At 36.1% G+C, this 24,557-nt stretch carries 17 protein-coding genes; 7 read left to right on the forward strand and 10 right to left on the reverse strand.

Annotation, left to right across the window (positions count from 1 at the left end; all coding sequences use genetic code 11):
* Positions 1-18 precede the first annotated feature (18 nt).
* The 6 genes from RM542_RS02160 to RM542_RS02185 all read left to right on the forward strand — a co-directional run bounded on the left by RM542_RS02160 (position 19) and on the right by RM542_RS02185 (position 12,888).
* Positions 19-2,406, forward strand: coding sequence for an ABC transporter permease (locus RM542_RS02160; protein WP_311384066.1), 2,388 nt, complete (start codon positions 19-21; stop codon positions 2,404-2,406).
* Between the two features lie 170 nt (positions 2,407-2,576).
* The gene (locus RM542_RS02165; protein WP_311384067.1) at positions 2,577-4,937 is read left to right on the forward strand and encodes an ABC transporter permease; all 2,361 of its coding nucleotides are present in this window, start codon (positions 2,577-2,579) and stop codon (positions 4,935-4,937) included.
* A 25-nt stretch (positions 4,938-4,962) separates the two neighbouring features.
* Positions 4,963-7,341: an ABC transporter permease gene (locus RM542_RS02170; protein WP_311384068.1), complete on the forward strand. Its 2,379-nt coding sequence runs from the start codon at positions 4,963-4,965 to the stop codon at positions 7,339-7,341.
* A 25-nt stretch (positions 7,342-7,366) separates the two neighbouring features.
* Positions 7,367-9,751 (forward strand): ABC transporter permease, encoded by a 2,385-nt coding sequence (locus RM542_RS02175; RefSeq protein WP_311384069.1) that lies wholly within the window; start codon positions 7,367-7,369, stop codon positions 9,749-9,751.
* 25 nt (positions 9,752-9,776) lie between these two features.
* Entirely contained in the window at positions 9,777-12,209 is a 2,433-nt protein-coding gene (locus RM542_RS02180; RefSeq protein ID WP_311384070.1) for an ABC transporter permease, read from the forward strand.
* A gap of 13 nt (positions 12,210-12,222) precedes the next feature.
* Complete coding sequence (locus RM542_RS02185; RefSeq protein WP_311384071.1) at positions 12,223-12,888, forward strand: ABC transporter ATP-binding protein; 666 nt, start codon at positions 12,223-12,225, stop codon at positions 12,886-12,888.
* Between the two features lie 11 nt (positions 12,889-12,899).
* On the opposite strand, the gene RM542_RS02190 is transcribed toward RM542_RS02185, so the two are convergent.
* The 8 genes from RM542_RS02190 to pdxA form a co-directional block, all read right to left on the reverse strand.
* A complete protein-coding gene (locus RM542_RS02190) occupies positions 12,900-14,576 on the reverse strand; it encodes an amidase (protein WP_311384072.1) in 1,677 nt (558 codons plus the stop codon).
* Positions 14,577-14,710: 134 nt separating this feature from the next.
* Positions 14,711-15,823, reverse strand: a complete 1,113-nt coding sequence (locus RM542_RS02195) for an FAD-dependent oxidoreductase (protein WP_311384073.1) — start codon at positions 15,821-15,823, stop codon at positions 14,711-14,713.
* Between the two features lie 32 nt (positions 15,824-15,855).
* On the reverse strand, positions 15,856-17,208 hold the full coding sequence (gene accC, locus RM542_RS02200; RefSeq protein ID WP_311384074.1) for an acetyl-CoA carboxylase biotin carboxylase subunit: 1,353 nt from the start codon (positions 17,206-17,208) through the stop codon (positions 15,856-15,858).
* Between the two features lie 92 nt (positions 17,209-17,300).
* Positions 17,301-17,786, reverse strand: coding sequence for an acetyl-CoA carboxylase biotin carboxyl carrier protein (gene accB, locus RM542_RS02205; protein ID WP_311384075.1), 486 nt, complete (start codon positions 17,784-17,786; stop codon positions 17,301-17,303).
* A gap of 21 nt (positions 17,787-17,807) precedes the next feature.
* Positions 17,808-18,803 (reverse strand): beta-ketoacyl-ACP synthase III, encoded by a 996-nt coding sequence (locus RM542_RS02210; RefSeq protein ID WP_311384076.1) that lies wholly within the window; start codon positions 18,801-18,803, stop codon positions 17,808-17,810.
* A 173-nt stretch (positions 18,804-18,976) separates the two neighbouring features.
* Entirely contained in the window at positions 18,977-19,177 is a 201-nt protein-coding gene (rpmF, locus tag RM542_RS02215) for a 50S ribosomal protein L32 (protein WP_311384077.1), read from the reverse strand.
* A gap of 6 nt (positions 19,178-19,183) precedes the next feature.
* Positions 19,184-19,717 carry a DUF177 domain-containing protein gene (locus RM542_RS02220; protein ID WP_311384078.1) on the reverse strand — a complete coding sequence of 178 codons (534 nt, stop codon included), beginning with the start codon at positions 19,715-19,717 and terminating at the stop codon, positions 19,184-19,186.
* Between the two features lie 97 nt (positions 19,718-19,814).
* On the reverse strand, positions 19,815-20,876 hold the full coding sequence (gene pdxA, locus RM542_RS02225) for a 4-hydroxythreonine-4-phosphate dehydrogenase PdxA (protein ID WP_311384079.1): 1,062 nt from the start codon (positions 20,874-20,876) through the stop codon (positions 19,815-19,817).
* Positions 20,877-20,925: 49 nt separating this feature from the next.
* On the opposite strand from pdxA, the gene RM542_RS02230 reads away from it, so the two are divergent.
* Entirely contained in the window at positions 20,926-21,516 is a 591-nt protein-coding gene (locus RM542_RS02230; protein WP_311384080.1) for a riboflavin synthase, read from the forward strand.
* A gap of 26 nt (positions 21,517-21,542) precedes the next feature.
* Here the strand turns inward: RM542_RS02230 and RM542_RS02235 are convergent, their stop codons facing one another.
* Both RM542_RS02235 and RM542_RS02240 read right to left on the reverse strand, forming a co-directional pair.
* Positions 21,543-22,628 carry a heparan-alpha-glucosaminide N-acetyltransferase domain-containing protein gene (locus RM542_RS02235; RefSeq protein WP_311384081.1) on the reverse strand — a complete coding sequence of 362 codons (1,086 nt, stop codon included), beginning with the start codon at positions 22,626-22,628 and terminating at the stop codon, positions 21,543-21,545.
* A gap of 10 nt (positions 22,629-22,638) precedes the next feature.
* The gene (locus RM542_RS02240; RefSeq protein WP_311384082.1) at positions 22,639-24,450 is read right to left on the reverse strand and encodes a sodium:solute symporter family protein; all 1,812 of its coding nucleotides are present in this window, start codon (positions 24,448-24,450) and stop codon (positions 22,639-22,641) included.
* Positions 24,451-24,557 lie beyond the last annotated feature (107 nt).

The following is a 24,557-nucleotide window of genomic DNA, read 5'->3' on the forward strand; positions in this document are numbered from 1 at the left end:
AATCAATAAATTCATAGAATGCTTTTAAAATATGCCTATCGTAATCTCAAGAAAAGACCTGTTTTAAACGGAATAAAAATCATTGGACTTTCTCTTGGGCTTTGCGGTGTTTTATTCATTGCTCTTTTTGTAAAGAATGAATTAGACTATGACAAGCAACATGAAAAAGCAAATCAAATATTTAGGTTTACGGTAACAACACCAAATGTATTTGAAAACAATCATTTCGCTCGATTTTACTCGGCAGAACTATTACCCGAACTAATAGCTCCAATACCAGAAATTGAAAATTTCGTTCGTCTGCAACCGATCCGAGGAAAGTTAATCCGTAACCAAGAACAGTATTTTGGCATTGAACAAGGATACGCCATTGACCAGAATTTCTTTGAAGTTTTTGATGTGCAACTTAACAGCGGTAATACTTCACAAGCAATTAAGAACCCTGGTTCCGTTATTATTTCAAATGCATTAGCGAAGAAGGTTTTTGGTGATTCCGATGCTATTGGTCAAGTAATTTCATTACCAAAAGGTCACTTTAATGCTGACAAAGCTGATTTTGAAGTAACCGGAGTAATGGAAAACATGCGGCAGCAAAGTCATTTTCATCCTGATATTTTGTTTCTCCCTGGAAAAAATAAGATTGAAGGTTGGGCATACCAATATGTGCTTTTAAATGGTAGTGCTGCTCCTAAAACCATCGCAAACAAACTAACTGAACAGCTCTCAGCTTTTTATACTCCCGAAGGGGCTGCCGTAAGGGCAAAAGTAGTGGCACATTTAACGAACATTACAGATATTCATTTGAATTCAGATTTGTTTCGAGAAATTGAACCTAATAGTTCTTGGTCAAATATTTGGGTTTTAGTTTTAGCCGGTGTCATCTTGTTGTTTATCTCACTTAGTAACTTCGCTAGCCTTAATTTGGGCATGGCTGGTTACCTTTCCACTTTCATAGCACTCAATCAAATTCTAGGATCATCAAAACGAATTATGGGTATTTATTTTATTCTTGAAAGTAGCATCATAATTCTTTTCACCATAGCATTAGTCTTATTTGGAATGTTGGAATTTAACACCCTAATTTTTGAGAGTTATCAATTAAATCTACTCGAAGGCAATGGTTTATTTGTGGTAGCAACCATGTTGATTTGTTCACTGTTAATGCTAATAGCAGGGCTGCAACCCGTACTTAAAAATCGTTTTGAACATTTAACTTTAAATCAAACCCTCCAAAAAGCAGGTAAAGTTAAAGGCCATAAAGTACTCCTGGTCACGCAGTTTACATTGGCCATTGTGCTTTTAATTGGTGTTGTAGTTATTTCAAAACAAACCAACTATGGCCTAGATAATGCTATGGGGGCAAAAGAAAGTATTCTTTGTTTACCATTGGTCCATTCAGAAGTCCAAAAAGACTTTACTGTTTTTAAGGCTGAGCTTTTAAAAGAAAGTGCCATAAAGTCTGTCTCCGCAATGATGGATACACCAGGAAGTGAAACTCACGATATGTTTGCTTATACTCTTGAAGATGCTCCCGAAAGCGAACCTGGAGCAAATGTAATTGGAGTTTTTGCAGCGGATTACTCCTTTGCCGATGTGTTCGGGTTAACTTTTTTAAGTGGAGAAAATTTTAAAAAAGATAATGCAGATGAAAACGGTAATGGAGAATACCTCATCAATGAAAGTGCCTTAAAACATTTAGGTTTTCAAGATGCCAATGCAATTGTCAACAAAGATTTTGCCCTAGTTTCTCCTGTTCCGGATGTTGATTTACCAAAGGGTAAAATTATTGGAGTAGTTGAAGATTTTCACTTATCAGGCCTTCAAAGTAAAGTAGAACCTTTGGTGTTATTTAAACGAGAAAATAGCTGGTTAAACAGTATCGTTGTCTCTTACAATTCTAACTCACAACAAGAGGCAGTAAACCGTATTGAAAGCATCTGGACTAAAATGTTTCCTGAATATCCTTTGGAATATGAACAAGTCAACACTATTTATGAGAATGTTTATAAAACCGAGTTACTTCAAAAAAGACTCATCTTATTATTTGCTTTAATTTCGATTTTCGTTTGCATTATGGGCGTTTTAGGCCTGTCTTTAATGGTGGCACAAAGTAGATATAAAGAAATTGGTATTCGTAAAGTAAATGGCGCCAGTAAAACAGAAATATTGAAGCTTCTGAATAGTAACTTTTTAAAATGGCTGCTTTTGGCGTTTATTTTGGCAATGCCATTAGCCTACTACGCCGTCACCTTTTGGCTAAAGGGTTTTGCGTATAAAATTTCATTAACTCCTTGGATGTTCCTTTTTTCTGGTGGAACAGTAATTTTAATGACGCTTTTGACCGTAAGTTGGCAAAGTTACAAAGCCGCTAATCAGAATCCCGTTAATAGTCTTCGCTCAGAATAAATAATAGCCATTTTGAAGTGTAAATATATTGTACAAAACATGTCCAAATATTTTACACTTTTATAAAATGTAATTTATGTAATTAACTGTTTATCTGATAGTTAAGTCTTTGGCATGAAAATCGATTTTATATTAATGTGAGCCATTAATATTTTAACAAACTCAATATCATGTTTAAAAATTATTTCAAAATAGCCTGGCGCATCTTAATACGAAACAAGGGTTTTTCTTTCCTAAACATTGTTGGTCTATCAATTGGTTTAGCAGTGACGGGTTTGATATTGTTATGGGTCAATTTTGAACTAGGTTTTAATCAATTTCATGACAAAAAAGACCGGATTTACGAAGTTTACAATAAATACGAAGTAGATGGGGAAATTTGGACATGGAACTCAACCCCAAAGGTTATGGCTTCGGTCATCAAAAAGGACTATCCCGAAGTTGAGCATGTTTCTAGGTATTTCTACGAAAATATATTCTTGTTTTCAAAGGACGAGAAAAAAATAAAGGCTAATGGTACAATTGTAGATCCTAATTTTTTGAAAATCTTCAGCTTTCCGCTTATAGAAGGAGATATAGAAACCGTTTTCGAAGATGTAAATTCCTTAGTAATTACTGAAGATTTTGCAAATAAAATGTTCGGAGATGAATCAGCTGTGGGTCAGGTCATAACCGTTGACAATACCGATAGTTTTAAAGTTACGGGAGTGTTGAAAAACCTCCCTGTTAACACAGAGTTTAATTTCGAGTATCTCATGCCCTGGTCCTATTTAAAGCAAAAAGGTTATGATGATAAAAATTGGAGCAATAATTCTATTGCAACATATGTCTTACTTCAAAAAGGAACTAACTATGATATTTTCTCAGAAAAAATAAAATCACTGCGTGAATCTTATGATAAAGAAGCGCCTGAAATGGTGACTTTTTTGTACCCATATACGAGGTCTCATCTATATTCTGAATTTGAGAACGGTCAAGAAATCGGCGGACTTATTGACATCATTCGCTTATTTGGTATTATCGCACTAATAGTGTTAGTTATCGCCTGCATAAATTTCATGAACCTTAGCACAGCTCGAAGTGAAAAAAGAGCCAAGGAAGTCGGTGTTCGTAAAGTAGTCGGTGCACGTCAAAATGCGTTGATTTTTCAATTTTTAGGAGAATCAGTTTTAATTTCTTTTATAGCAGCAGTATTAGCTTTGATTATTGTTGTTATTGCCCTGCCTTCCTTTTCAGAACTTATAAATGAAAATCTTAGCGTTAATTGGAAAAGTCCCTGGTTTTGGGGATTAGTTTTTGGTGCAATTCTAATTACTGGATTATTGGCAGGCAGCTATCCAGCACTGTATTTATCTGCATTCAAACCTTCATCTGTTTTAAAAGGCACTTTTAATAAAGTAAATACTTTAATTACACCAAGAAAAGTTTTGGTCATTGTTCAATTCTCTGTTGCTATTGTTCTAATTACAGCGACTATTGTTGTAAAAGAACAAATTAGTACAGTTCAAAATCGTAAACTCGGTTATAATAAAGAAAACCTAGTTTACATTCAAATGGAAGGTGATGTAGAAAAAAATTATGCTTCCATTAAATCCGAATTATTAGAAGGCGGTATTGCCACTTCAATTTCAAAAACTAATTCGCCAATCACCGAAAGTTGGAGTAATAGTTGGGATATTCAATGGAAAGGTAAAAGTGACGACAACAAAACCTTAGTCCATAGATTAGTGGCGGATGATGCTATCATCAGAACTATGGGTTTACAGCTAGTTGAAGGGCGGGATTTTGAATTAGATAAATATCCAACCGATTCCACGGCAATAATCCTCAACAAATCTGCTGTTAAACTTATGGGGTTTGAAGAACCCCTTGGACAAACCATAAAAGATAATGGTACTGATTGGCATGTTATAGGAGTTGTCGAAGATTTTGTTTTCAATTCACCATTCCAAAAAATAAGTCCTATGGTTATTGAAGGTGCAAGAGCTTGGTTTAATTTAATACATATTAAACTTGATTCACAAAATAGTACGTTTGATAACTTAAAATCTACTGAAGCTATATTTAAAAAGTACAACCCAAATTATCCTTTTAATTATGAGTTTGTTGATGAAGATTACGCACAAAAATTTGCTGATGAGCAACGAACAGAAAAATTAGCAAGCTTATTTACAATTCTAACCATTTTAATTTCTTGTTTAGGTCTATTTGGTTTAGCAAGTTATATGGCGCAAAATAGAATTAAGGAAATTGGTATTCGGAAAGTATTGGGTGCTTCAGCAACTGGAATAACTAAACTTTTATCCATTGATTTTTTAAAACTGGTTTTAGCCTCAATGCTTATCGCAATTCCGATTTCTTGGTATACTATGAACCAATGGTTACAAGACTTTGCTTACAAAATCAATCTCTCATGGTGGATGTTTGTTATAGCAGGGGTTTTGGCATTGGCCATTGCCTTTATTACAGTTAGTTATCAAGCCATTAAGGCTGCCAGATCTAATCCAGTAAAAAGTTTGCGCACAGAATAAATCATCAATCAAAAAACGAACAATCATGTTTAAAAATTATTTCAAAATCGCATTTAGAAGCCTTTGGAAGAACAAAAAATTTAGCGCGCTGAACATCTTCGGGCTAGCCATAGGCATTACCTGTGCCTGTTTGATTTTACTCTGGGTAGAAGATGAAGTTAATTATGACGGTGTTTTTCCAAATCAAGACTTACTTTATTACGTGCCCACGAACCAAACTTTTGAAGGAGAAGTATATACTTATAACGTTACCCCTGGACCGCTTGCCAAAGATTTAAAAGAAGAAGTACCTGGAATTGCAAAATCTGCCGCAACATTTGGGGAGAAGATGTTGCTCACAAACGGGGAAACGGGAATAAACAGATTTGGAAGGTACGTGCAACCTGATTTTCTCGATATGTTCAGTTTAGAATTTTTGGAAGGAGAAAAGGACAAAGCGCTTTCAACCCCTGACGGAATTGTGTTGACACAGAAAACCGCAATAGCGCTTTTCGGCACCGATAAAAACGTCTTGAATAAAGTACTACAATTGAATAGTGAGTTTTCCTTTATCGTAACCGGTATCATTCAAGATTTACCAAGTACGATTACCTATAAATTTGATTGGCTTATACCCTTTCAACGTTTCCAATTGGGACAAGAAAATATGGCTTGGGCCGAACGATATGGTGGAAATTTTGCTGATACTTTCGTAGAACTTACTCCAAATACCGACTTTAAAACAGTAGATAGCAAGGTCAGGAAAATGATAGCTTCCAAAATAGAATATGAAACGGAAGTTCCAAATGAGGCATTTTTACATTCCATTAAGGATTGGCACCTACGTTCCGAGTTTAAAGAAGGGAAAATTGTTGGTGGCAAGATTACTTTGGTAAGGTCGCTGGCCTTCATCGCTTTGATTATTCTCGTAATTGCCTGTATCAATTTCATGAACCTCTCTACGGCGAGAAGTGGTAAGAGGGCCAATGAAGTTGGTGTGCGAAAAGTATTGGGGTCTAGTAAAAAAAGATTGATAGGTCAGTTTTTAACGGAGTCTATGATTTTAGCCGTTATGTCGGCGACATTAAGTGTTGTTCTTGTAGTGCTATTACTCCCGTACTTCAATACTCTAGTAGAAAAGCAGATAGCGCTTAAATTGGTTGACCCTACTCATGTTCTTTTTCTTTTGGGCATTACGTTGATTTCCGGTCTTTTAGCAGGCTGGTATCCCGCCCTGTACTTATCCTCTTTTAGACCTGCAGAAGTACTTAAAGGTACAGGCAAAAACCTAGGACACACAACAATAATTCGTAAAGGTTTAGTGGTTGCTCAATTTGCGGTTTCCATCATGTTCATCATTTGCAGTACAATCATCTATCAACAGATAGAACATGCAAGCACTCGGGATGTAGGTTATAGTAAAGGAACATTACTAAATCTACCTGTAAGCGGCAATATGATTGAGAAATTTAAACCCATTAAAGAAGAAATGATAGCATCAGGTCTAATAGATAATGTGGCGCTGACCAATGCAAACATGCTAACAGGGGGTTTTAATGGGCAAGGATATCGATGGCAAGGGGGTCAGAATAGCAAGAATGTATTGGTAAGATATAGGTTTGTAAGTCCAAACTTTTTTAGTACGGTAGGATTAAATTTACTTGAAGGTCGTAGCTTCAACAACGATGCTATGATAGACAGTACCAATGTTATAATAACCCAATCTTTTGCTAAATTGATGGGAGAAGATAGTGCTATCGGAAAAACTATAACGGACGAGGATATCAACTATAATGTAGTAGGTATAGTAAACGATTATGTGTATGGAGACGTATACGGTAATAACAATACAGGACCGGTTATTTTTTATAATTATTCGGACAATGCGAACACCATGTATGTGAACCTAAAAGCAAATGTGTCATCGGTGGATGCCTTGACCGTGGTGCAAAACGTACTTAAAAAGTACAATCCTACATTCCCATTTGAATACCAATTTGAAAATGATTTGTTCAATTCAAAATTTAAGAATGAGGCGCTTGTAGGCGATCTGGCCAAGATTTTTGCAGCATTGGCCATTATTATCTCTTGTTTGGGTCTATTTGGTTTGGCAGCTTATACCGCAGAACAACGCAAAAAAGAAATTGGCGTAAGAAAGGTATTGGGATCTAGTGTATCAGGCATTGTTCGATTGCTTTCAAAAGATTTTATGCGTCTGGTACTGATTGCCCTTTTTATTGCCATTCCTTTCGCATGGTGGTTTATGAATAAATGGTTGGAAAGTTTTGCCTATAAAATCACCATTGATTTATGGGTATTTGTAATTGCTGGAGTGGTGGCCATTAGTATCGCTTTGTTTACAGTAAGCTTTCAGGCTGTAATGGCAGCAATAGTAAATCCGGTAAAAAGTTTGCGCACAGAATAAATCATCAATCAAAAAACGAACATCCATGATTAAAAATCATATTAAAATATCGCTTCGTAATCTTTGGAAAAACAAAACACTTTCCTTGTTAAATCTTGTTGGCTTAAGCATTGGTGTCTCAAGTGTGTTGACCCTATTGTTCTCGGTATATGCATATTATACAGCCGATAGTAGCATCCCCGAAAAAGATGATATTGTGTATTTAAAAACACAACTTAAAGATGGTAATTCGTATAGAGAGGTGCCTTATCCACTCATGGAGAAAGTGGTTGGTACTTCACCCGAAGTGCTTGCGGGAACACATTTGCATGGTTGGGGTAATATTTGGTTAGAAAACGGCGAAAAAGAGTTTCAAAACCGTACAGATTATGCTGATGCTGATTTCTTTAAAGTATTTAACCTCCCTTTAAAATACGGAAATAAAGAAACCGCTTTAAAAGAAAAATATTCTATCGTTCTTACCAATAAAGTAAGCCAACAGATGTTCGGTGATGAAAACCCTATTGGCAAAACTATAATAGGAGCTGACACTTTAAATTTAAAAGTTTCTGGTGTTCTCGAACCAATTAGTCCCTATTCTTCTTTTCGATTAGGTGTGGTTTTACCAAATACCTTATTAAAAGATAATCCTACTTTTATAGCTCAAACTAATTGGGCAAATAGTTTTTCTCCTGTTTATTTTAAGCTTCGCCCAGATACCGATGTAACCGCACTTAAAAGTCGAATTGAACAACTGGTTAAAGAAAATTATACTGACCCATCTCTAATTGCTGGAATGGATGTAATGCCATACGCCGAAATGCGTACAGATATTATTCCAGTTGTTGACACAATTATTGGAGGTTCTATAGCAGCGTCAGTGTTTGTTTTACTAATCATTCTGGTAAATCTATTAAACCTCAACACATCAACAATGTTTAAACGCACCAAAGATATTGCCGTGCGTAAAGTTCTAGGAAGCAATAAAAAAAGCATTATCATTCAATTTTGCGTTGAAAATGGAATTCTTGTTTTTATATCCCTGGTTATTTCCTCTATTCTTTTTCTACTGGTTAATTTACCAAGATTGAACGACACATTTGGCCCTGAGTTCGGCACTATTTCTTTTGACCTTTTTAAAGATTACCCAGTAGTTATTGGGATTGTAGGAGTGGGAATTTTAGCAACTTTAACGGTAGGTATACTCCCAACACTTCGATTTATAAAAATACCCGTATCTATAGGTATCAAAGGGAAAATAGACCAATTAAAAAGCAATTTCATTCTGAGAAACTCATTTATTATTTTACAATTTACAATTGCCATCTTATTCATCAGCATTGCCATTATCTTAAACCAACAAATTGGTTTTATGAAGAATGCGGATTTAGGATTTGAACGAAATAATATTTTAGTAGGTAATATTGATTTAGACTATAAAAATCTTGACGCTGCTACGTCAAAATTCAATGCACTTATAAATGACCTGGAAGCAAATCCGTATGTAAAAAACGTAGCAACTAGCGAATCAATTCCATCAGATTATTATTTTAATTACACCACATATTACGATGCGTCTCGAGATAAAGATGTACGAATTAGAAGGTCTTATGCCGACGATAGTTATTTAAAAACGCTCGAAATTCCTATTATAATGGGTAGAAATTTTGAAAGAAATCTGGATAATAATGAAGAACGACCAGTGATTATAAACGAGGCCACAATGAGAGCTTTTGGGTGGAATACTATTGAAGGTAAACGTTTAAAATATAAATTCGATGAAGGTTCAGGCTCCCCAATTGTTGGAGTGGTTAAAGACTTTCATTACCAAGATATGCAGAATGCTGTTGAACCTTTAGTACATATTTATCGTGATAAAAGTGCCCTCGATAGGCATCGATTCTTATCTGTTAGTGTCGTTGATGGTCAAGAAAAGCAAGTAGCGGCCAAAATCACAGCTGTCTTTAATACAATTTCGTCTAGAAGGGCATACGAGCAATCACGATTAGCCGATAAGGTGAGTGCTCAATATCAACTTATTGAAGGCATCTTAAAATCTGTCAATGTTACCGCCATATTAACCATATTTATTTCATGCTTAGGTATGTTTGGTTTAATATCATTTATGGCCAAAAGAAAGGTTAAAGAAATTGGTATTCGAAAAGTGCTTGGGGCTGGAGTAACAAAAATTGTGATTCTATTGTCAAAAGACTATATCATTCTAGTGGGAATCGCCGCCGTTATAGCTTTCCCTATTGCTTGGTATGTTATGAACGCTTGGTTGGGTAGTTTTGCTTATAGTATATCAATTCAATGGTGGATGTTTGGTTTGGCTGGGATTGTCGCCCTTCTTATTACAGCATTCACCCTTGGTCTCCAAGCAATAAAATCAGCAGTTGCTAATCCAGTAAAAAGTTTGCGCACAGAATAAAACATCAATCAAAAAACGAACAATCATGTTTAAAAATCATATTAAAGTTGCTTGGAGAAGTTTAAGGCGACAACCCTTTTTTACTTTTTTAAATATTTTCGGACTAGCCACCGGCATGGCAGGGGTATTACTCATCTCTTTATATATCTACAATGAGTTAAGTCATGACAAAATGTTTGCTGATGCTGATCGCATTCATAGGATAAATGCTGATATAAAATTTGGTGGTGATGAAACCATATCTGGTGAAACTGCTGCTCCAATGGCAGCCGTATTAGAAAACGATTTTTCGCAAGTTGAAATCGCCACTAGAATTAGAAACCTTGGGAGCGTTCTTATAAGAAAAAGTACCACAAACAATAATATCAAGGAAATAAATACTGCCTATGCAGATGCAAATTTCTTTGATATGTTTGGTCTTGACTTATTGGTGGGGGATCCTAAAACTGCCTTAAAAGAACCTAATACTTTAATCCTAACAAAAACCGCAGCAGAAAAGCATTTTGGAGTCAATAATGCAGTTGGTCAAGAATTACTTCTTGATAATATCAATAATTATGTAGTTACAGGTGTAATTGATGATTTTCCCAAGAACTCGTTGTTGCGTGAGCATAGTGTTTTTATGGCAATGTCAGGTTATGAAGATGCCCAAGAAAGCGAATGGGGGAGTCATAATTACTTCACCTTTATTAAATTGATTCCAAGCGCAAGTGTTGAAGATTTTCAAGCACCCCTTCAAGAAATTGTTGGAGATTACTTAATTCCTTGGGTTCAACAAATTTATCCTGGAATTACAGAAAAAAACTTTATTGCAAGCGGCAATTATGTAAATTATTATTCAATTCCATTGACCGATATACATTTATACTCAGATGCTCAATTTGAATTAAGTGCTAACGGATCGATACAGAATATTTATATTCTTTCTTTTATTGGTCTATTCTTAATCCTATTGGCAAGTGTTAATTTCATGAATCTATCAACCGCCCAATCTTTGAAGAGAGCAAAAGAAGTAGGTATTCGGAAAACCCTTGGTTCAAATAAGGCCGGTTTGGTTAAGCAGTTCTTAACCGAATCTAGTCTATTATCATTTATTTCACTTTTAGTTGCTATAGGAATAGCCGTGGTGGTAATGCCTTTTTTTAATGACCTAGCAGGTACTGAAATTAGCCTCCCTTTTCTGAATCCTGTGTTTTGGCTCATTGTTCTTTTTGCAACTATTTTATTAAGCTTGTTTTCAGGATGGTACCCAGCTTTTTTTATGTCGCGTTTTATACCAGTTAAAGTTCTTAAAGGAATAGGTAAATCGAGTGTTGGTGGGGGTAATATTCGAAATTCCCTAGTCATTTTTCAATTTGCGATCTCAGTCTTCTTAATCGTAGGTACACTCGTTGTATTCAACCAACTGGAATATATCCAAAATAAGGAATTAGGTTTTTCAAAAGATCAAGTTTTAATCGTACAGGATTTCTATGGGGCTGGAACAAAAGGTGAGGCAATTAAACAAGAGGTGAAAAAAATAGCCCAAGTAAAGAACGCTTCAATAAGCAGTTTTTTGCCCACACCCTCATCAAGGTCTGATTATACTTATTTTAGAGAAGGCTTTACTAACCAAGAAGATGCGGTTAACATGCAGCGATGGCTTGTTGACTATGATTATTTAGAAACTTTAGATATTACGCTTAAGGCTGGTCGTAATTTTAGCCAAGAGCGAATGACCGATTCCACAGCCATAATCATAAATGAAACCGCGGTCTCTCTATTGGGAGTAAGTACTGAAGAGGCGCTTGGTTTAAGAGTTTCAAGTGATCTGGGAGACGAAAATGGAGAATATTTCACCATAATTGGTGTTGTAGACAACTTTCATTTTGAAACCTTACGAGATGATATCGGCGCGCTTGGTTTAAGATTAGGAACCTCAACTGGAAATATGGCCGTCAAAATAAGTGGAGGAGCTTTTTCTTCTACATTAACTGCAATTGAAGAAGTTTGGAATAAGAATATTCCTGAACAGCCTTTGATTTATAATTTTATGGAAGAATCCTTCAATGACACCTATCAAGCAGAACAGCGCCTTGGACGTATCTTTATGGTATTTACTATTCTATCGTTGTTCATTGCATGTTTAGGGTTATTTGGTCTAGCTGCGTTTAATGCAGAAAAGAGAACTAAAGAGATTGGTGTCAGAAAAGTATTAGGAGCAAGTGTTGGGCAAATATCATACCGCCTTACCTTAGATTTTCTAAAATTAGTTGGAATTTCAATCCTGATTTCTTTACCAATTGGGTGGTATGCAATGGAACAATGGTTACAAGATTTTTCATATAGAATAGAAATCAATTGGTGGATGTTGGCATTCGCAGGATTATTAACAATAACAATTGCAATCCTTACCGTTGGTTATCAAAGTATAAAGGCAGCTATTGCTAGTCCTGTAAAATCATTACAAGTAGAATAAATTAAATAATACTATGCTATTACAACTCAACAACATTTTCAAGTGGGTCAACTCAGGTGGACAACGCATTTTTTTATTAAAAGATATCAATCTGGAGGTTGAAGAAGGAGAATTTATTTCTGTAATGGGGCCTTCTGGTTCTGGAAAATCGACCTTATTGAATGTTATTGGTATGCTCGATACTTTTGACGAGGGAGAATACAATTTTTTACACGAATCTGTTCATACACTCAAAGAAAAGCACCGCTCTAATCTCTACAAAGAGTACATCGGGTTCGTGTTCCAATCTTATCATTTATTAGATGAATTGACCGTGCAAGAAAATCTTGAAATGCCCTTACTTTATAAAAAGTACAAAGGAAGTGAACGTAAAGCCATGGTTGCCGATATGCTTGACCGATTCAATATTGTTGGCAAAAAAGACCTATTTCCTGCGCAGTTAAGCGGTGGACAGCAGCAATTGGTTGGTGTAGCTAGGGCGCTTATTGCTAACCCAAAATTAATTTTGGCAGATGAACCAACTGGTAATCTAAACAGTCAACAAAGTGAGGAAATCATGGAGCTCTTTAAAAAACTAAACCAAGAAGATGGAGTTACCATAATTCAAGTAACCCATTCAGAAAATAACGCCGCCTATGGATCACGAATAATCAATTTATTGGATGGTCGAAAAGTATAGTTTATGAATTGCTAATCAGTATATCCTTCAGGGTGCATTTCATCAAAATCGGTGCTGTCTTGAAAAGCTTTTGCTAATAATAAAATACTAGCTTCATCGTATAAATTACCTACTAAAGTCATACTTGTAGGGTGTTTTTCTTTATCTAAGCCAGTTGGTATAGCAATTACCGGGTGACCAGTTAAATTAGTAATAATTAATTGCTTATTACCAAAAGTTGGAGAGATAAGTACATCATAATCCTTCATGATGGCTTGCATTTTCTCTATAAGTACCTGTCTTTGTCTATTAGCTTGAATGTACTCTACAGCAGGTATAAAGCGCGCTTGACGTAATGAGTTTGCTCTTGAACGTTGTGTTTGTTCTACCATCTTATCCACTTCTTTTGAACGAACTAAATCATCAAAAAAAGCCCCAGCTTCTGCTCTTAAAATAACATCAAAACTAGTATAAGGAACTTCTTTAGGTAACTCAACTTCATCTAGTCTTAGGCCCAAATCTCTAAATGTCTTCAAGGCCTTTTCAAGGTTATTCTTGCTAAGTGAAGTGTCTTTATCAATATCTTTTTTTAAGTAAGCTATACGCAACGATTTATAATCCTTGTTAGGTTCAAATCCGTCAGGGTAATCAGTTGTCATTGCATCTTTTGGATCCTTGCCAGCGATGATACTATATACTATGGCGCAATCTTCAGCACTTCTAGCCATCGGGCCCACTTTATCCATAGACCAGCTTAAACTCATAACGCCATGTCTACTGACTCTTCCGTAAGTTGGACGTAAACCGGTAATTCCGTTTCTATTACTAGGGGAAGTAATAGAGCCTAATGTTTCTGTTCCTAGTGCATAAGGCACCAAACCTGCTGAGGTTGCGGAGCCTGATCCTGCAGATGAGCCTGACGCACCTTGTTTAATATCCCAGGGGTTTTTTGTCTTTCCACCAAACCATACATCACCTCGGGCTAAAGACCCAGAAACTAGTTTGGCTATTAAAACACCACCAGCATCTTGTAGCTTTTGAACCACCGTTGCATTCATTTCAATTTGTTGGTCTTTATAGGGTTCTGCACCCCATGTGGTCTTGTAACCTTCAACAGCCATTAAGTCTTTTACTCCGTAAGGTATACCATGTAAAATCCCACGATAGTTTCCGGCTGCTAGTTCATCATCTAGAATTTTTGCTTGCTTCAAGGCCATTTCTTCTGTAATGGTAATAGTACATTCCAAAACCGGATTGTATTTTTTTATTCGAGCGATAAAAAACTCTGTCAATTCACGAGAACTAATTTTTTTGTTTTTAATAAGAGATGCTAGTTGAGGTATAGTGTAAAAAGCAAGGTCCCCATGATTTTTGGGGAGTTCAACTGCATTAGGAATTTTCCATTCTGGAAAACCGGTTTGTACCTTTGGTTTAAAATTTGAAGGTAATGGGTCGAACCTAACTGCTGGAATTACATTAATATCTAATGTGTATTTGCGAAGCGAATCAAATCCTTCCTTATTTCGTTTAAGATAAGGATACAAGGTGTCAATATATTTTTTATCAAAATCTAATCCTACCAGCTTCTGAGATCTCTTTACATCTTTTTTTGAAAATTCAGTTTTAGAGCTCGAACAAGATGAAATAATAAAGAAACTTAAAAGACTAAAGAATAATAGCTGATATCTTCTTTTTGCTGGTTGGTTCATATCTGTTGATTTTTTAAAAAGAATTCCATTTATGGTTTTGAATGGTTTCTATTTATCAATAAATTATCTCATGAAGATAGGTAAAAAGGGAAAGGGTAAGACACATTTACTACCTCGATAAAACAAAAAAAAATTTAAAGTAAGTCAGCCAATTGCTTGCCTACTGAGCTTCCTATAGCAATACCCATTCCACCCAAACGTACTCCACAAAGGACGTTGTTTGACAACTGTTTTACGATTGGTTTCTTTTGTTGACCAACACCCATAATCCCGCTCCATCCGTAATCTATTTCAAAATCGATATTAGGTAAAATCATTTGATGAAGAAGACGTTCTAACGATGTTTGAACAATCTCTGTTTGACCAAAGTCATCAGTTTTCTCTGATTGAAAATCAAGATTTCTTCCACCACCAAAGAGAATACGATTATCAATATTTCTGAAATAGTAGAAACCCTCATCAAAATGAAAAGTTCCCTTAATTTTCAAATTTTTTACGGGTTTTGTAATCAGTACTTGTGCTCTTGCAGGTTCCACTTGTTCCTTTAGCAATTTTGAAGCAAAACCATTAGTTGCAATTAGCAGCTTTTTGGTGTGAAACTCAAAGTCTGCTGTTTTTACAACTACACTATCGATTTTCTCTTCAAACTCTTCTACTTGTAATGAGTTCAAAATTGAAACTCCCTTTTTTTGAACAAGTGAAAGCAACGAGGTCATCATACAACCTGTATCAATTTGACCTTCTTCAGTATGTGTGATTATGTCTTGGTTGACCTTGTTAAAGCCATAAGTGTTCGATGTAATTTGAAAAACAGATTTTTTAAATACAGGTTTTAGAAGTTTATTAATATGGGAGATGGATGATTGACATTTTTCAAAAAGATGAAGGTCTTTGTTTAGAAAGAGTTCATGACCTCCAAGATTTTCATAACCAATATTCTTATCTCCTAAAGTGTTTCGTAACAATTGAATGCCAGTAAAGCGCTGCTGTGCTAATTGAATGACTTCTTGTTCTGTATGTGACTTTAAATCTGATAAAATCTCAGAGATACTTCCAAAACAAGCAAAACCAGCGTTTTTTGTGCTTGCTCCCTGAGGAAGAATACCTTTCTCAAGAATTAGAATTTTAGCTTTTGGAAAACGAATCTTAAGGTGTAAAGCACAATTTAAACCAACAATTCCACTGCCAACAACAGTAAAATCTACATTGGTTAACCATGATTTATTTTCCCAATAACTTAATTCCATAGCCAAAAAACCCCGATTAATCGGGGTTTATATTAGTAGTCGTATTTTTCATCCATTTGAAAGTCTTCCATAAACTTGGTAGTATAATTACCAGCCAAATAATCGGGGCTATCCATCAATTGTCTATGAAACGGTATTGTGGTTTTAACACCTTCAATAACAAATTCATCTAAAGCACGCCTCATTTTATTTATGGCCTCTTCACGGGTTTGTGCGGTTGTTATCAACTTAGCTACCATAGAGTCATAGTTTGGTGGAATTATATATCCTCCATAGACATGAGTATCTAATCGAATACCATGTCCACCTGGAGTATGTAAGGTTGTAATTTTTCCTGGTGATGGTCTAAAGTTGTTGTAAGGATCTTCCGCATTTATTCTGCACTCAATAGAATGTAATTTTGGGAAGTAATTTTTCCCAGAAATAGGCACTCCTCCCGCAACCAATATCTGCTCGCGAATCAAATCATAATCTACTACTTGTTCCGTTATCGGGTGCTCAACTTGAATACGTGTATTCATTTCCATGAAATAGAAATTTCGGTGTTTATCAACCAAAAATTCTACGGTACCAGCACCTTCATATTTAATATACTCTGCAGCTTTTACTGCGGCTTTACCCATATCATCCCTTAACTTATCAGTCATAAAAGGCGAAGGGGTTTCTTCGGTTAGTTTTTGATGCCTTCTTTGAACAGAACAATCGCGCTCTGAAAGGTGGCACGCTTTGCCATATTGATCACCAACAATTTGAATTTCTATATGACGTGGCTCTTCGATAAGCTTCTCCATGTACATGGCGCCGTTACCAAATGCAGCCGAAGCCTCTTGAACTGCACTATCATACAATTCTTCCATTTGGTCTTCGCTCCAAACCGCTCGCATGCCCTTACCACCACCTCCGGCGGTTGCTTTAATCATTACCGGATAGCCCATTTTTTTGGCTGTCTTTTTAGCATCAGCTACATTTTTCAACAAACCATCTGAACCAGGTACACAAGGAACGCCTGCTTTTTTCATGGTTTCTTTTGCTGTTGCCTTATCCCCCATTCTGTCTATTTGATCGCCGGAAGCACCAATAAACTTAATCTTATGTTCTGCACAGATTTTAGAGAACTTAGAATTCTCAGACAAGAAGCCGTAACCAGGGTGAATAGCATCAGCATTTGTTATTTCAGCGGCAGCAATAATATTAGGAATCTTTAAATAAGATTCGCTACTTGGTGCTGGACCTATACATACAGCCTCATCTGCAAAACGAACATGCAAACTTTCTTCATCGGCCTTAGAGTATACGGCCACAGTTTTAATGCCCATTTCTTTGCACGTTCGTATAACACGTAGTGCAATTTCACCTCTATTTGCAATTAATATTTTTTTAAACATGCTTTTCAGTTTAAGAGTTTATGGTTTAGCAGTTTATTGGTTTAAACACAAATGATTTAAACGTTAAAACTTTAAACTTCTAAACTTCTAATTTAAGATGGGTCAACCAAGAACAATGGTTGGTCAAATTCAACCGGAGAAGAATCATCTACTAAAATTTTAACAATTTTACCAGATACTTCAGATTCAATATCATTGAAAAGCTTCATGGCTTCAATAACACATAGAACATCTCCTTTATTAATGTCTTGTCCTACCTCAACAAAAGAAGGTTTGTCAGGAGAAGGTTTTCTATAAAAAGTACCAATGATTGGAGACTTGATAGTAATGTATTTTGAATCATCTTCAGCTGGAGCAGGAGCAGCCGGTGAAGCAGGTGCTTCGGCAGCCACTGGAGCAGGAGCAGCAGCCATAGGTGCTTGTGCCATTGGAATTTGCTGAACAATAGTGGTTTCTGGAGCAGTAGAAGAATCACCTGTTCTAATGGTAATTTTAATATCTTCCATTTCCAACTTCACTTCACTTGCGCCAGACTTGGCCACAAATTTTATCAAGCTTTGAATTTCTTTAATATCCATTGATTTTGATTTAGTTAGTTCTTATGAGTTATAGGCCCATTTCAAATAAATAGAACCCCAAGTGAATCCGCCACCAAAAGCAGCAAACACCAAATTATCTCCTTTTTTCAGTTGTTTCTCGTAATCGTATAATAACAAAGGTAATGTCGCTGATGTCGTATTCCCATAACGATGTATGTTCATCATTACCTTAGAATCTTCAACCCCCATGCGTCTTGCTGTTGCATCTATAATGCGTTTATTGGCTTGGTGAGGCACCAACCAATGTACATCATCATGAGAAAGCTTATTACGTTCCATTATCTTACCAGAAACATCAGCCATATTTGAAACGGCAAATTTAAAAACAGACTTCCCATCCTGATAAACATAATGTTGATTGTTTTTCACGGTATCTTCTGTAGCAGGTAAAATAGAACCACCTGCATCCATTTTTAGAAAATTTCTACCAATTCCATCAGAACGTAAATACTCATCTTGAAGTCCGAAACCTTCATTGTTGGGTTCAAACAAAGCCGCTCCTGCACCATCTCCGAAAATGATACAGGTAGCCCTATCGGTATAGTCAATAATTGACGACATTTTGTCCGCGCCGATTAACAGTACTTTTTTATAGCGCTCTGATTCTATATAACTAGCTGCGGTAGACATCCCGAACAAAAAACTTGAACATGCCGCCTGTAAATCATATGAAAAAGCATTAACTGCACCAATTTCAGATGCAACATAGGCAGCGGTTGAAGCTACCAGCATATCTGGTGTAGCAGTTGCTACTAAAACCAAATCAATTTCCTCTACATTAAGATTCTTCTTCGTAATAAGATCTTCAGCAGCCTTTATCGCCAAATAAGAAGTGCCTTGCCCTTCTTCTTTTAAAATTCTTCGTTCTTTTATTCCAGTCCTACTAGTTATCCATTCATCATTGGTTTCAACCATAGTTTCCAACAGTTGATTGGTCAAAATGAAGTCAGGCACATAACCTCCGACAGCTGTAATTGCTGCTGTTTTTTTATTCATGCGTTTGTCCGTTTTTGGTCAAAAAGATTGAAAAATGACTAAAAATCATCGAAAAATAGTCATTTTCTACGACTTTTTGCTGAAAAATCGCTTTTTTGAAAAAAAATCAAATTCATAAAAAAACTCCCGATTACGAAGAAGCGGGAGTCAATACTTTGATTTTTAAAAAGAAACTATGCAGCAGTCTCTTCTTCAGATGCGTCAACAAGAACTTGACCTCTGTAATATAATTTACCTTCATGCCAGTGAGCTCTGTGATACAAGTGCATTTCACCTGTTGTAGAATCCTTTGCGATAGTTGGCGCAACAGCTTTGTAATGCGTACGTCTTTTATCTCTTCTGGTTTTCGATATTTTTCTTTTAGGATGTGCCATTGTTACCTATTTATCCGTTAATAATTTTTTTAATCCATCCCATCTGGGATCTATATTGTTATTTTCTTCTTTTGTTTCTTTTAATTCCAACTCTTCAAGTTTGTCTAAGGCTTCAGATTGCAACGTTCCATCAAGTACACCGGGATGCACTCTTTTATGAGGGACAGCTAAAACCAACATTTCATACACGTATTGAGCAATATACAATTGGTACTCACCATGAGGAATAATTAAAATTTCATCATTCTCATCATTATATTCTTCACCAAACTTTACAACCAACTGCAAATCTGACAAAATAACTTGGTCATAAGGCTCTCTTGTTAAATCGCAATCAACATTGACTGATCCCTTAGCCTTGAAGTCAAGTTCCATCATGGTGCTAGTCTTATTTAACTCAACTTCAACATCAATTAAAGTAGCGTTAAACTCTTGATAATCAAAAGATTCAAAGAACTTATTTTCAATCTTATACTCAAACTTATGCTTTCCTAATTTCAGTCCTGAAAAAGGAATAAAAAACTCCTTCAACTTCATCATGTAACTCGTATAGTTTGTGTACCAGCCGTTAAGGCGGGTGCAAAGATAGTATTTATTTGTAAAAACCCAATCTTTTGTCAAAAATAAAGGAAGAGCATTATGCTGATTTCCTTGGGTTTTGTCGTTTCAAGGGGTTTTTTGTTAATTCTAAGAATTCAGTTCTGTTTTTAAATACCTTGATAGCGCTAAAAACAGCCTCTTTAAAAGAACTTTCATCTGCTTTGCCCTGTCCTGCGATTTCATAGGCTGTTCCGTGGTCAGGAGATGTTCTTATCCCATTTAATCCTGCAGTAAAATTTACCCCTTTTCCGAAAGAAAGGGTTTTAAACGGAATTAAACCTTGATCATGATAAGCAGCTAAAATAGCATCAAAATTTTGATGCGAATTAGAGCCAAAAAAACTATCCGCGGAATAAGGCCCGTAAACCAAATCTCCTTTGTCAAAAAGTTCTTGTATTGCGGGTTTTAATATTTTTTCATCTTCTTGACCAATAGTACCGTTGTCTCCACTATGGGGATTAATGCCTAAAAGAGCAATCTTAGGTTTGCGAATACCAAAATCCATTTTCAAAGATTTTAACATCGTTTTTACCTTGTCTTTAATGAGTTTAGTTGTTATAGCTTGAGCTACATCTTTAACCGCGATATGATCCGTTAGCAAGCCAACTCGAAGCGTATCCGTAACCATAAACATTAGGCTCTCTCCTTCTAATTCTTGAGCAAGAAAATCAGTATGACCTGGAAACTTAAAATCTTCTGCTTGAATATTGTTTTTATTAATGGGAGCCGTTACTAATACATCAATCTCTCCCTTTTTTAAAGATTCAACCGCTGCTCTTAACGATTTAATGGCATGCTTGCCTCCTTCTGGCGTAGCTTTTCCGAACTCTATTCTAGGAGATTCTTTCCAAATATTCACCACATTAATTTTGCCGTCTAATACCTTTTTTAATTCGTGAACTCCATGAAAATTGAGGTTTAAACCAAGTTGCTGCTTCTGAGTAGATACCGTTTTATTCGAAGCGAAGATTACTGGTGTGCAAAAGTCCAGCATTCTTTGATCTTCAAAAGTCTTTAAAGCTACCTCACAACCTATTCCATTTAAATCTCCTATCGAAATTCCTAACTTTATTTTCTTTCCTTCTGACTTAGAATCCATATTTGAATACCTATTTTTACATTACAAAGCTAGTTAAATTGAAAGAGACATGTTTACAGGCATCATTGAGACATTAGGTACCGTTTCAAATCTTGAAAAAGATGGTGGTAACCTTCATATTACAATATCATCGGCTATAACACAAGAGCTTAAAATAGACCAAAGTGTCGCTCATAATGGAGTATGTTTAACGGTAATTGCTATAGATGGCAACAATTATACAGTAACTGCTATTCAAGAAACGCTAGACAAAACAAGTATTGGTGAGCTCCTATTAAATGATCGTGTTAATCTTGAACGCGCTATGCTTTTGGGAACGCGATTAGATGGGCATTTAGTGCAGGGTCATGTGGACCAAACTGCATTTTGTACAAAGATTGAAGAGAAAGACGGTAGCTGGTTTTTTAGCTTTCAATATGATGCTGAGCTAAATAATGTCACCATTGAAAAAGGATCAATTACCATTGATGGAACAAGTTTAACCGTGGTAGATTCAGAACGAGACAGTTTTAGTGTTGCTATTATCCCTTATACCTTCGAACACACGCGTTTTAACACCTACAAAGTAGGAACAAAAGTGAATTTAGAGTTTGATGTGATTGGTAAGTATGTGGCTAAACTACTGCAGTCTCATTCTTAAATTTTTCTCTAAACACGTGCCAATTCTTAAACTTTAATAAAAATCTTTCTTTTGTACAGGACATATGCCAAAAGACAATAGAAGGCTACAACACTTAGCCCATAAAGTAAAGAAGACGTTTCCATTGACATAAAGTCTTGCACATAAATATTTTGAAATAACCATCCATGTAATGAGGTGTCGCCAATTCTAATCTGACCCATGATTTTACTAATGAAGCTCGAAAGAAAATAAACTACGATGGCATTAGCCCCGGCATATCTGAAAATACTACCAAACTTAATCTTCTTAATATCCGTTAAATAATAGATTAGGGCAAGAATAATATTGGCCCAACCAGCCGTAACCATAACAAAACTACTTGTCCAAAGAGCCTTGTTAATCGGGAAAATTAAATCCCATAGATGACCAATTAATAGCAATGCTCCACCTAAGCCAAATAAAATAGTAGCCTTCTTTTTTTGCTTAGATAAAAGAATAAGCCCGGTGAATATTCCTAATAATGAACTTGCAATAGATGGGATTGTGCTTAAAAAGCCTTCAGGGTCATAATCAGTTTTGTAATTATGTGAACCAAAAATCTGAACATCTAACCAATTAGCTAGATTATTAGGAGCTCTATCCAAAGTTGATTCAATTCCGTTTACAGGTATTAGCGTCATTAACAACCAATAACCTACTAGTAAACCAACCGTGATACCAATTAAGGTTTTCCATTTAAAATTCAAAAATAATAGTGACGCAAAAAAGAAAACTAGACCAATACGCTGCAATACCCCTGGAAATCGAATGTTTGCAAACTCTTTAAAGAATGGAAAACTAATTGTGAAAGCGCCCAAAAACAGCCCCAATCCTATCAACTTTAGTGTGCGAATACTTATTTTTTTATAGGTGCCACTATTTGTTTGCTTGTATTGATAAGCAAAAACAATAGAAGTTCCGACAATGAACAAAAAGAAAGGAAACACCAAATCTGTTGGTGTGTACCCGTGCCATTTCGCATGTAATAAAGGTGGAAAAACATTAGACCATGTGCCTGGTGTGTTCACCAAGATCATTAAAACAATGGTCGCCCCTCTAAATATATCAACTGATTGAATCCTGTCTTTCATATCGTAGTATTTATAATATATGTTCTTTCATACCTTTCCAAACCTTCATCAGAGACAAGCCAGAGACCAAGGCTATACCAGTTCCAATTAATGCAGAAGTAGTTTCCCCATAAATCCAATACCCGGTGGAGAACATTGCTGAATAAACCAGAGTAACTCCTAAAAGCATCGCAGTTATTCCAGAAGGCACACTCCATTTTTCTTTCGTGTTTACAATTTCGATATTGTCCTTAGTAGCATTTGCAACGACTTTTGCCCATCCTGGCCCACCTGGTTGTATTTTTTTATAAAATGATTGCAAAGTTGCGTCTGATTCAGGTTTAGTCATTAAGGTAACTGCCACCCAAATAGCTGTCGTAACAACTACCACAAAAGGATAATTTGCCCATTCAGGTAATAAGCCAGTTGTAGGATTAAATAAGATTTCTCCTAAGTTTGTTTTTACCAATAGAATTGAAATAATACCAGAAACGAACATTGCAGTGATTTCACTCCAAGCATTGATGCGCCACCAAAACCATCTCAAAATAAAAACTAGTCCGGTCCCTGCTCCAAAAGTCACTAACAAGTCGAATACCTCAAAAGCATTTTGTAGGGTGAGAGCTAATAAGGCGCTCAATAACATTAAAACAACCGTAGAAATTCTGCCCACAGCGACCATTTCTTTTTCTGTAGCGTCAGGCTTAATCTGTTGCTTATAAAAATCAAAAACGATATACGAGGATCCCCAATTAAGCTGTGTAGAAATAGTACTCATATAAGCTGCAACTAGTGAAGCCAAAACAACCCCAAGCAACCCACTTGGTAATTTTGTAAGCATCGCTGAATACGCCAAATCATGTCCTAATTTATTGTCAGCCACATCAGGAAAAGCTTCTGCTATACTAGCAATGTCTGGGTATACCACCAAAGATGCTAGTGCAACTAAAATCCAGGGCCAAGGTCGCAAGGCATAATGCATAATATTAAAGAAGAATGTTGCTCCAATGGCGTGGTTTTCATCTTTAGCCGCTAACATTCGTTGCGCAATATAGCCTCCACCACCAGGCTCAGCTCCAGGATACCAAGAACTCCACCACTGCACCGCAATCGGTATTATAAACATGGTGACTAAAACACTTGTATTATCAAAATCAGGAAGTATATTCAGTTTGTCAGCAACATTTTCATGTGCAATTAAAGCTTCAATTCCACCAACTTCAGGTATGTTAACTAAATAAAAGGCGGCTCCTATTGCCCCTGCCATGGCAACAAAAAATAACAGAAAATCAGTATAAACAACTCCCTTAAAGCCACCTAATGCGCTAAAAACAACCGTAATTAAACCAGCTCCAACCACAGTCTCCCAAGGCTCTAAGCCTAGCATTATTCCTCCAATTTTTATAGCGGCTAAGGTCACAGAGGCCATAGTGATAATATTGAAAAGAGCGCCTAAGTAAATTGATCTGAATTTTCTTAAGAAACTGGCGGGTTTACCGCCATAGCGCATTTCATAAAATTCAAGGTCTGTTTTAACATTAGACTTGCGCCAAAGCTTGGCATAAACAAAAACGGTTAACATGCCTGTTAGTAAAAAACACCACCAAACCCAATTTCCAGATACCCCAGAAGTTCTAACAATATCCGTAACTAAATTAGGGGTGTCCGTTGAAAATGTAGTCGCCACCATTGACAAACCAAGGAGCCACCAGGGCATGGTTCTGCCAGAAAGGAAAAACTCTGAAGAGTTCTTACCTGATTTTTTTGAAACATAAATTCCGATTCCTAATACAAGAGAAAAGAATACAATTATAAAGCTGTAATCGAGCGTGCTGAGTTCCATAGTTGGTTATTGGTTGATTTTTAAAGATATAATTTTTTTATAACCAGTACTTTTTAGAGCATCATTATGCCATAATTCTAGCACTATTTGACAATTTTCAATAGAAT

The sequence above is a fragment of the Croceitalea sp. P059 genome, assembly GCF_031846365.1.
Lineage (GTDB): Bacteria > Bacteroidota > Bacteroidia > Flavobacteriales > Flavobacteriaceae > Croceitalea > Croceitalea vernalis.

Coding starts and splice junctions, on each gene's coding strand:
- RM542_RS02160 (WP_311384066.1), top strand. CDS start 19: ATGCTTTTAAAATATGCCTATCGTAATCTCAAGAAAAGACCTGTTTTA.
- RM542_RS02165 (WP_311384067.1), top strand. CDS start 2,577: ATGTTTAAAAATTATTTCAAAATAGCCTGGCGCATCTTAATACGAAAC.
- RM542_RS02170 (WP_311384068.1), top strand. CDS start 4,963: ATGTTTAAAAATTATTTCAAAATCGCATTTAGAAGCCTTTGGAAGAAC.
- RM542_RS02175 (WP_311384069.1), top strand. CDS start 7,367: ATGATTAAAAATCATATTAAAATATCGCTTCGTAATCTTTGGAAAAAC.
- RM542_RS02180 (WP_311384070.1), top strand. CDS start 9,777: ATGTTTAAAAATCATATTAAAGTTGCTTGGAGAAGTTTAAGGCGACAA.
- RM542_RS02185 (WP_311384071.1), top strand. CDS start 12,223: ATGCTATTACAACTCAACAACATTTTCAAGTGGGTCAACTCAGGTGGA.
- RM542_RS02190 (WP_311384072.1), bottom strand. CDS start 14,576: ATGAACCAACCAGCAAAAAGAAGATATCAGCTATTATTCTTTAGTCTT.
- RM542_RS02195 (WP_311384073.1), bottom strand. CDS start 15,823: ATGGAATTAAGTTATTGGGAAAATAAATCATGGTTAACCAATGTAGAT.
- accC (WP_311384074.1), bottom strand. CDS start 17,208: ATGTTTAAAAAAATATTAATTGCAAATAGAGGTGAAATTGCACTACGT.
- accB (WP_311384075.1), bottom strand. CDS start 17,786: ATGGATATTAAAGAAATTCAAAGCTTGATAAAATTTGTGGCCAAGTCT.
- RM542_RS02210 (WP_311384076.1), bottom strand. CDS start 18,803: ATGAATAAAAAAACAGCAGCAATTACAGCTGTCGGAGGTTATGTGCCT.
- rpmF (WP_311384077.1), bottom strand. CDS start 19,177: ATGGCACATCCTAAAAGAAAAATATCGAAAACCAGAAGAGATAAAAGA.
- RM542_RS02220 (WP_311384078.1), bottom strand. CDS start 19,717: ATGATGAAGTTGAAGGAGTTTTTTATTCCTTTTTCAGGACTGAAATTA.
- pdxA (WP_311384079.1), bottom strand. CDS start 20,876: ATGGATTCTAAGTCAGAAGGAAAGAAAATAAAGTTAGGAATTTCGATA.
- RM542_RS02230 (WP_311384080.1), top strand. CDS start 20,926: ATGTTTACAGGCATCATTGAGACATTAGGTACCGTTTCAAATCTTGAA.
- RM542_RS02235 (WP_311384081.1), bottom strand. CDS start 22,628: ATGAAAGACAGGATTCAATCAGTTGATATATTTAGAGGGGCGACCATT.
- RM542_RS02240 (WP_311384082.1), bottom strand. CDS start 24,450: ATGGAACTCAGCACGCTCGATTACAGCTTTATAATTGTATTCTTTTCT.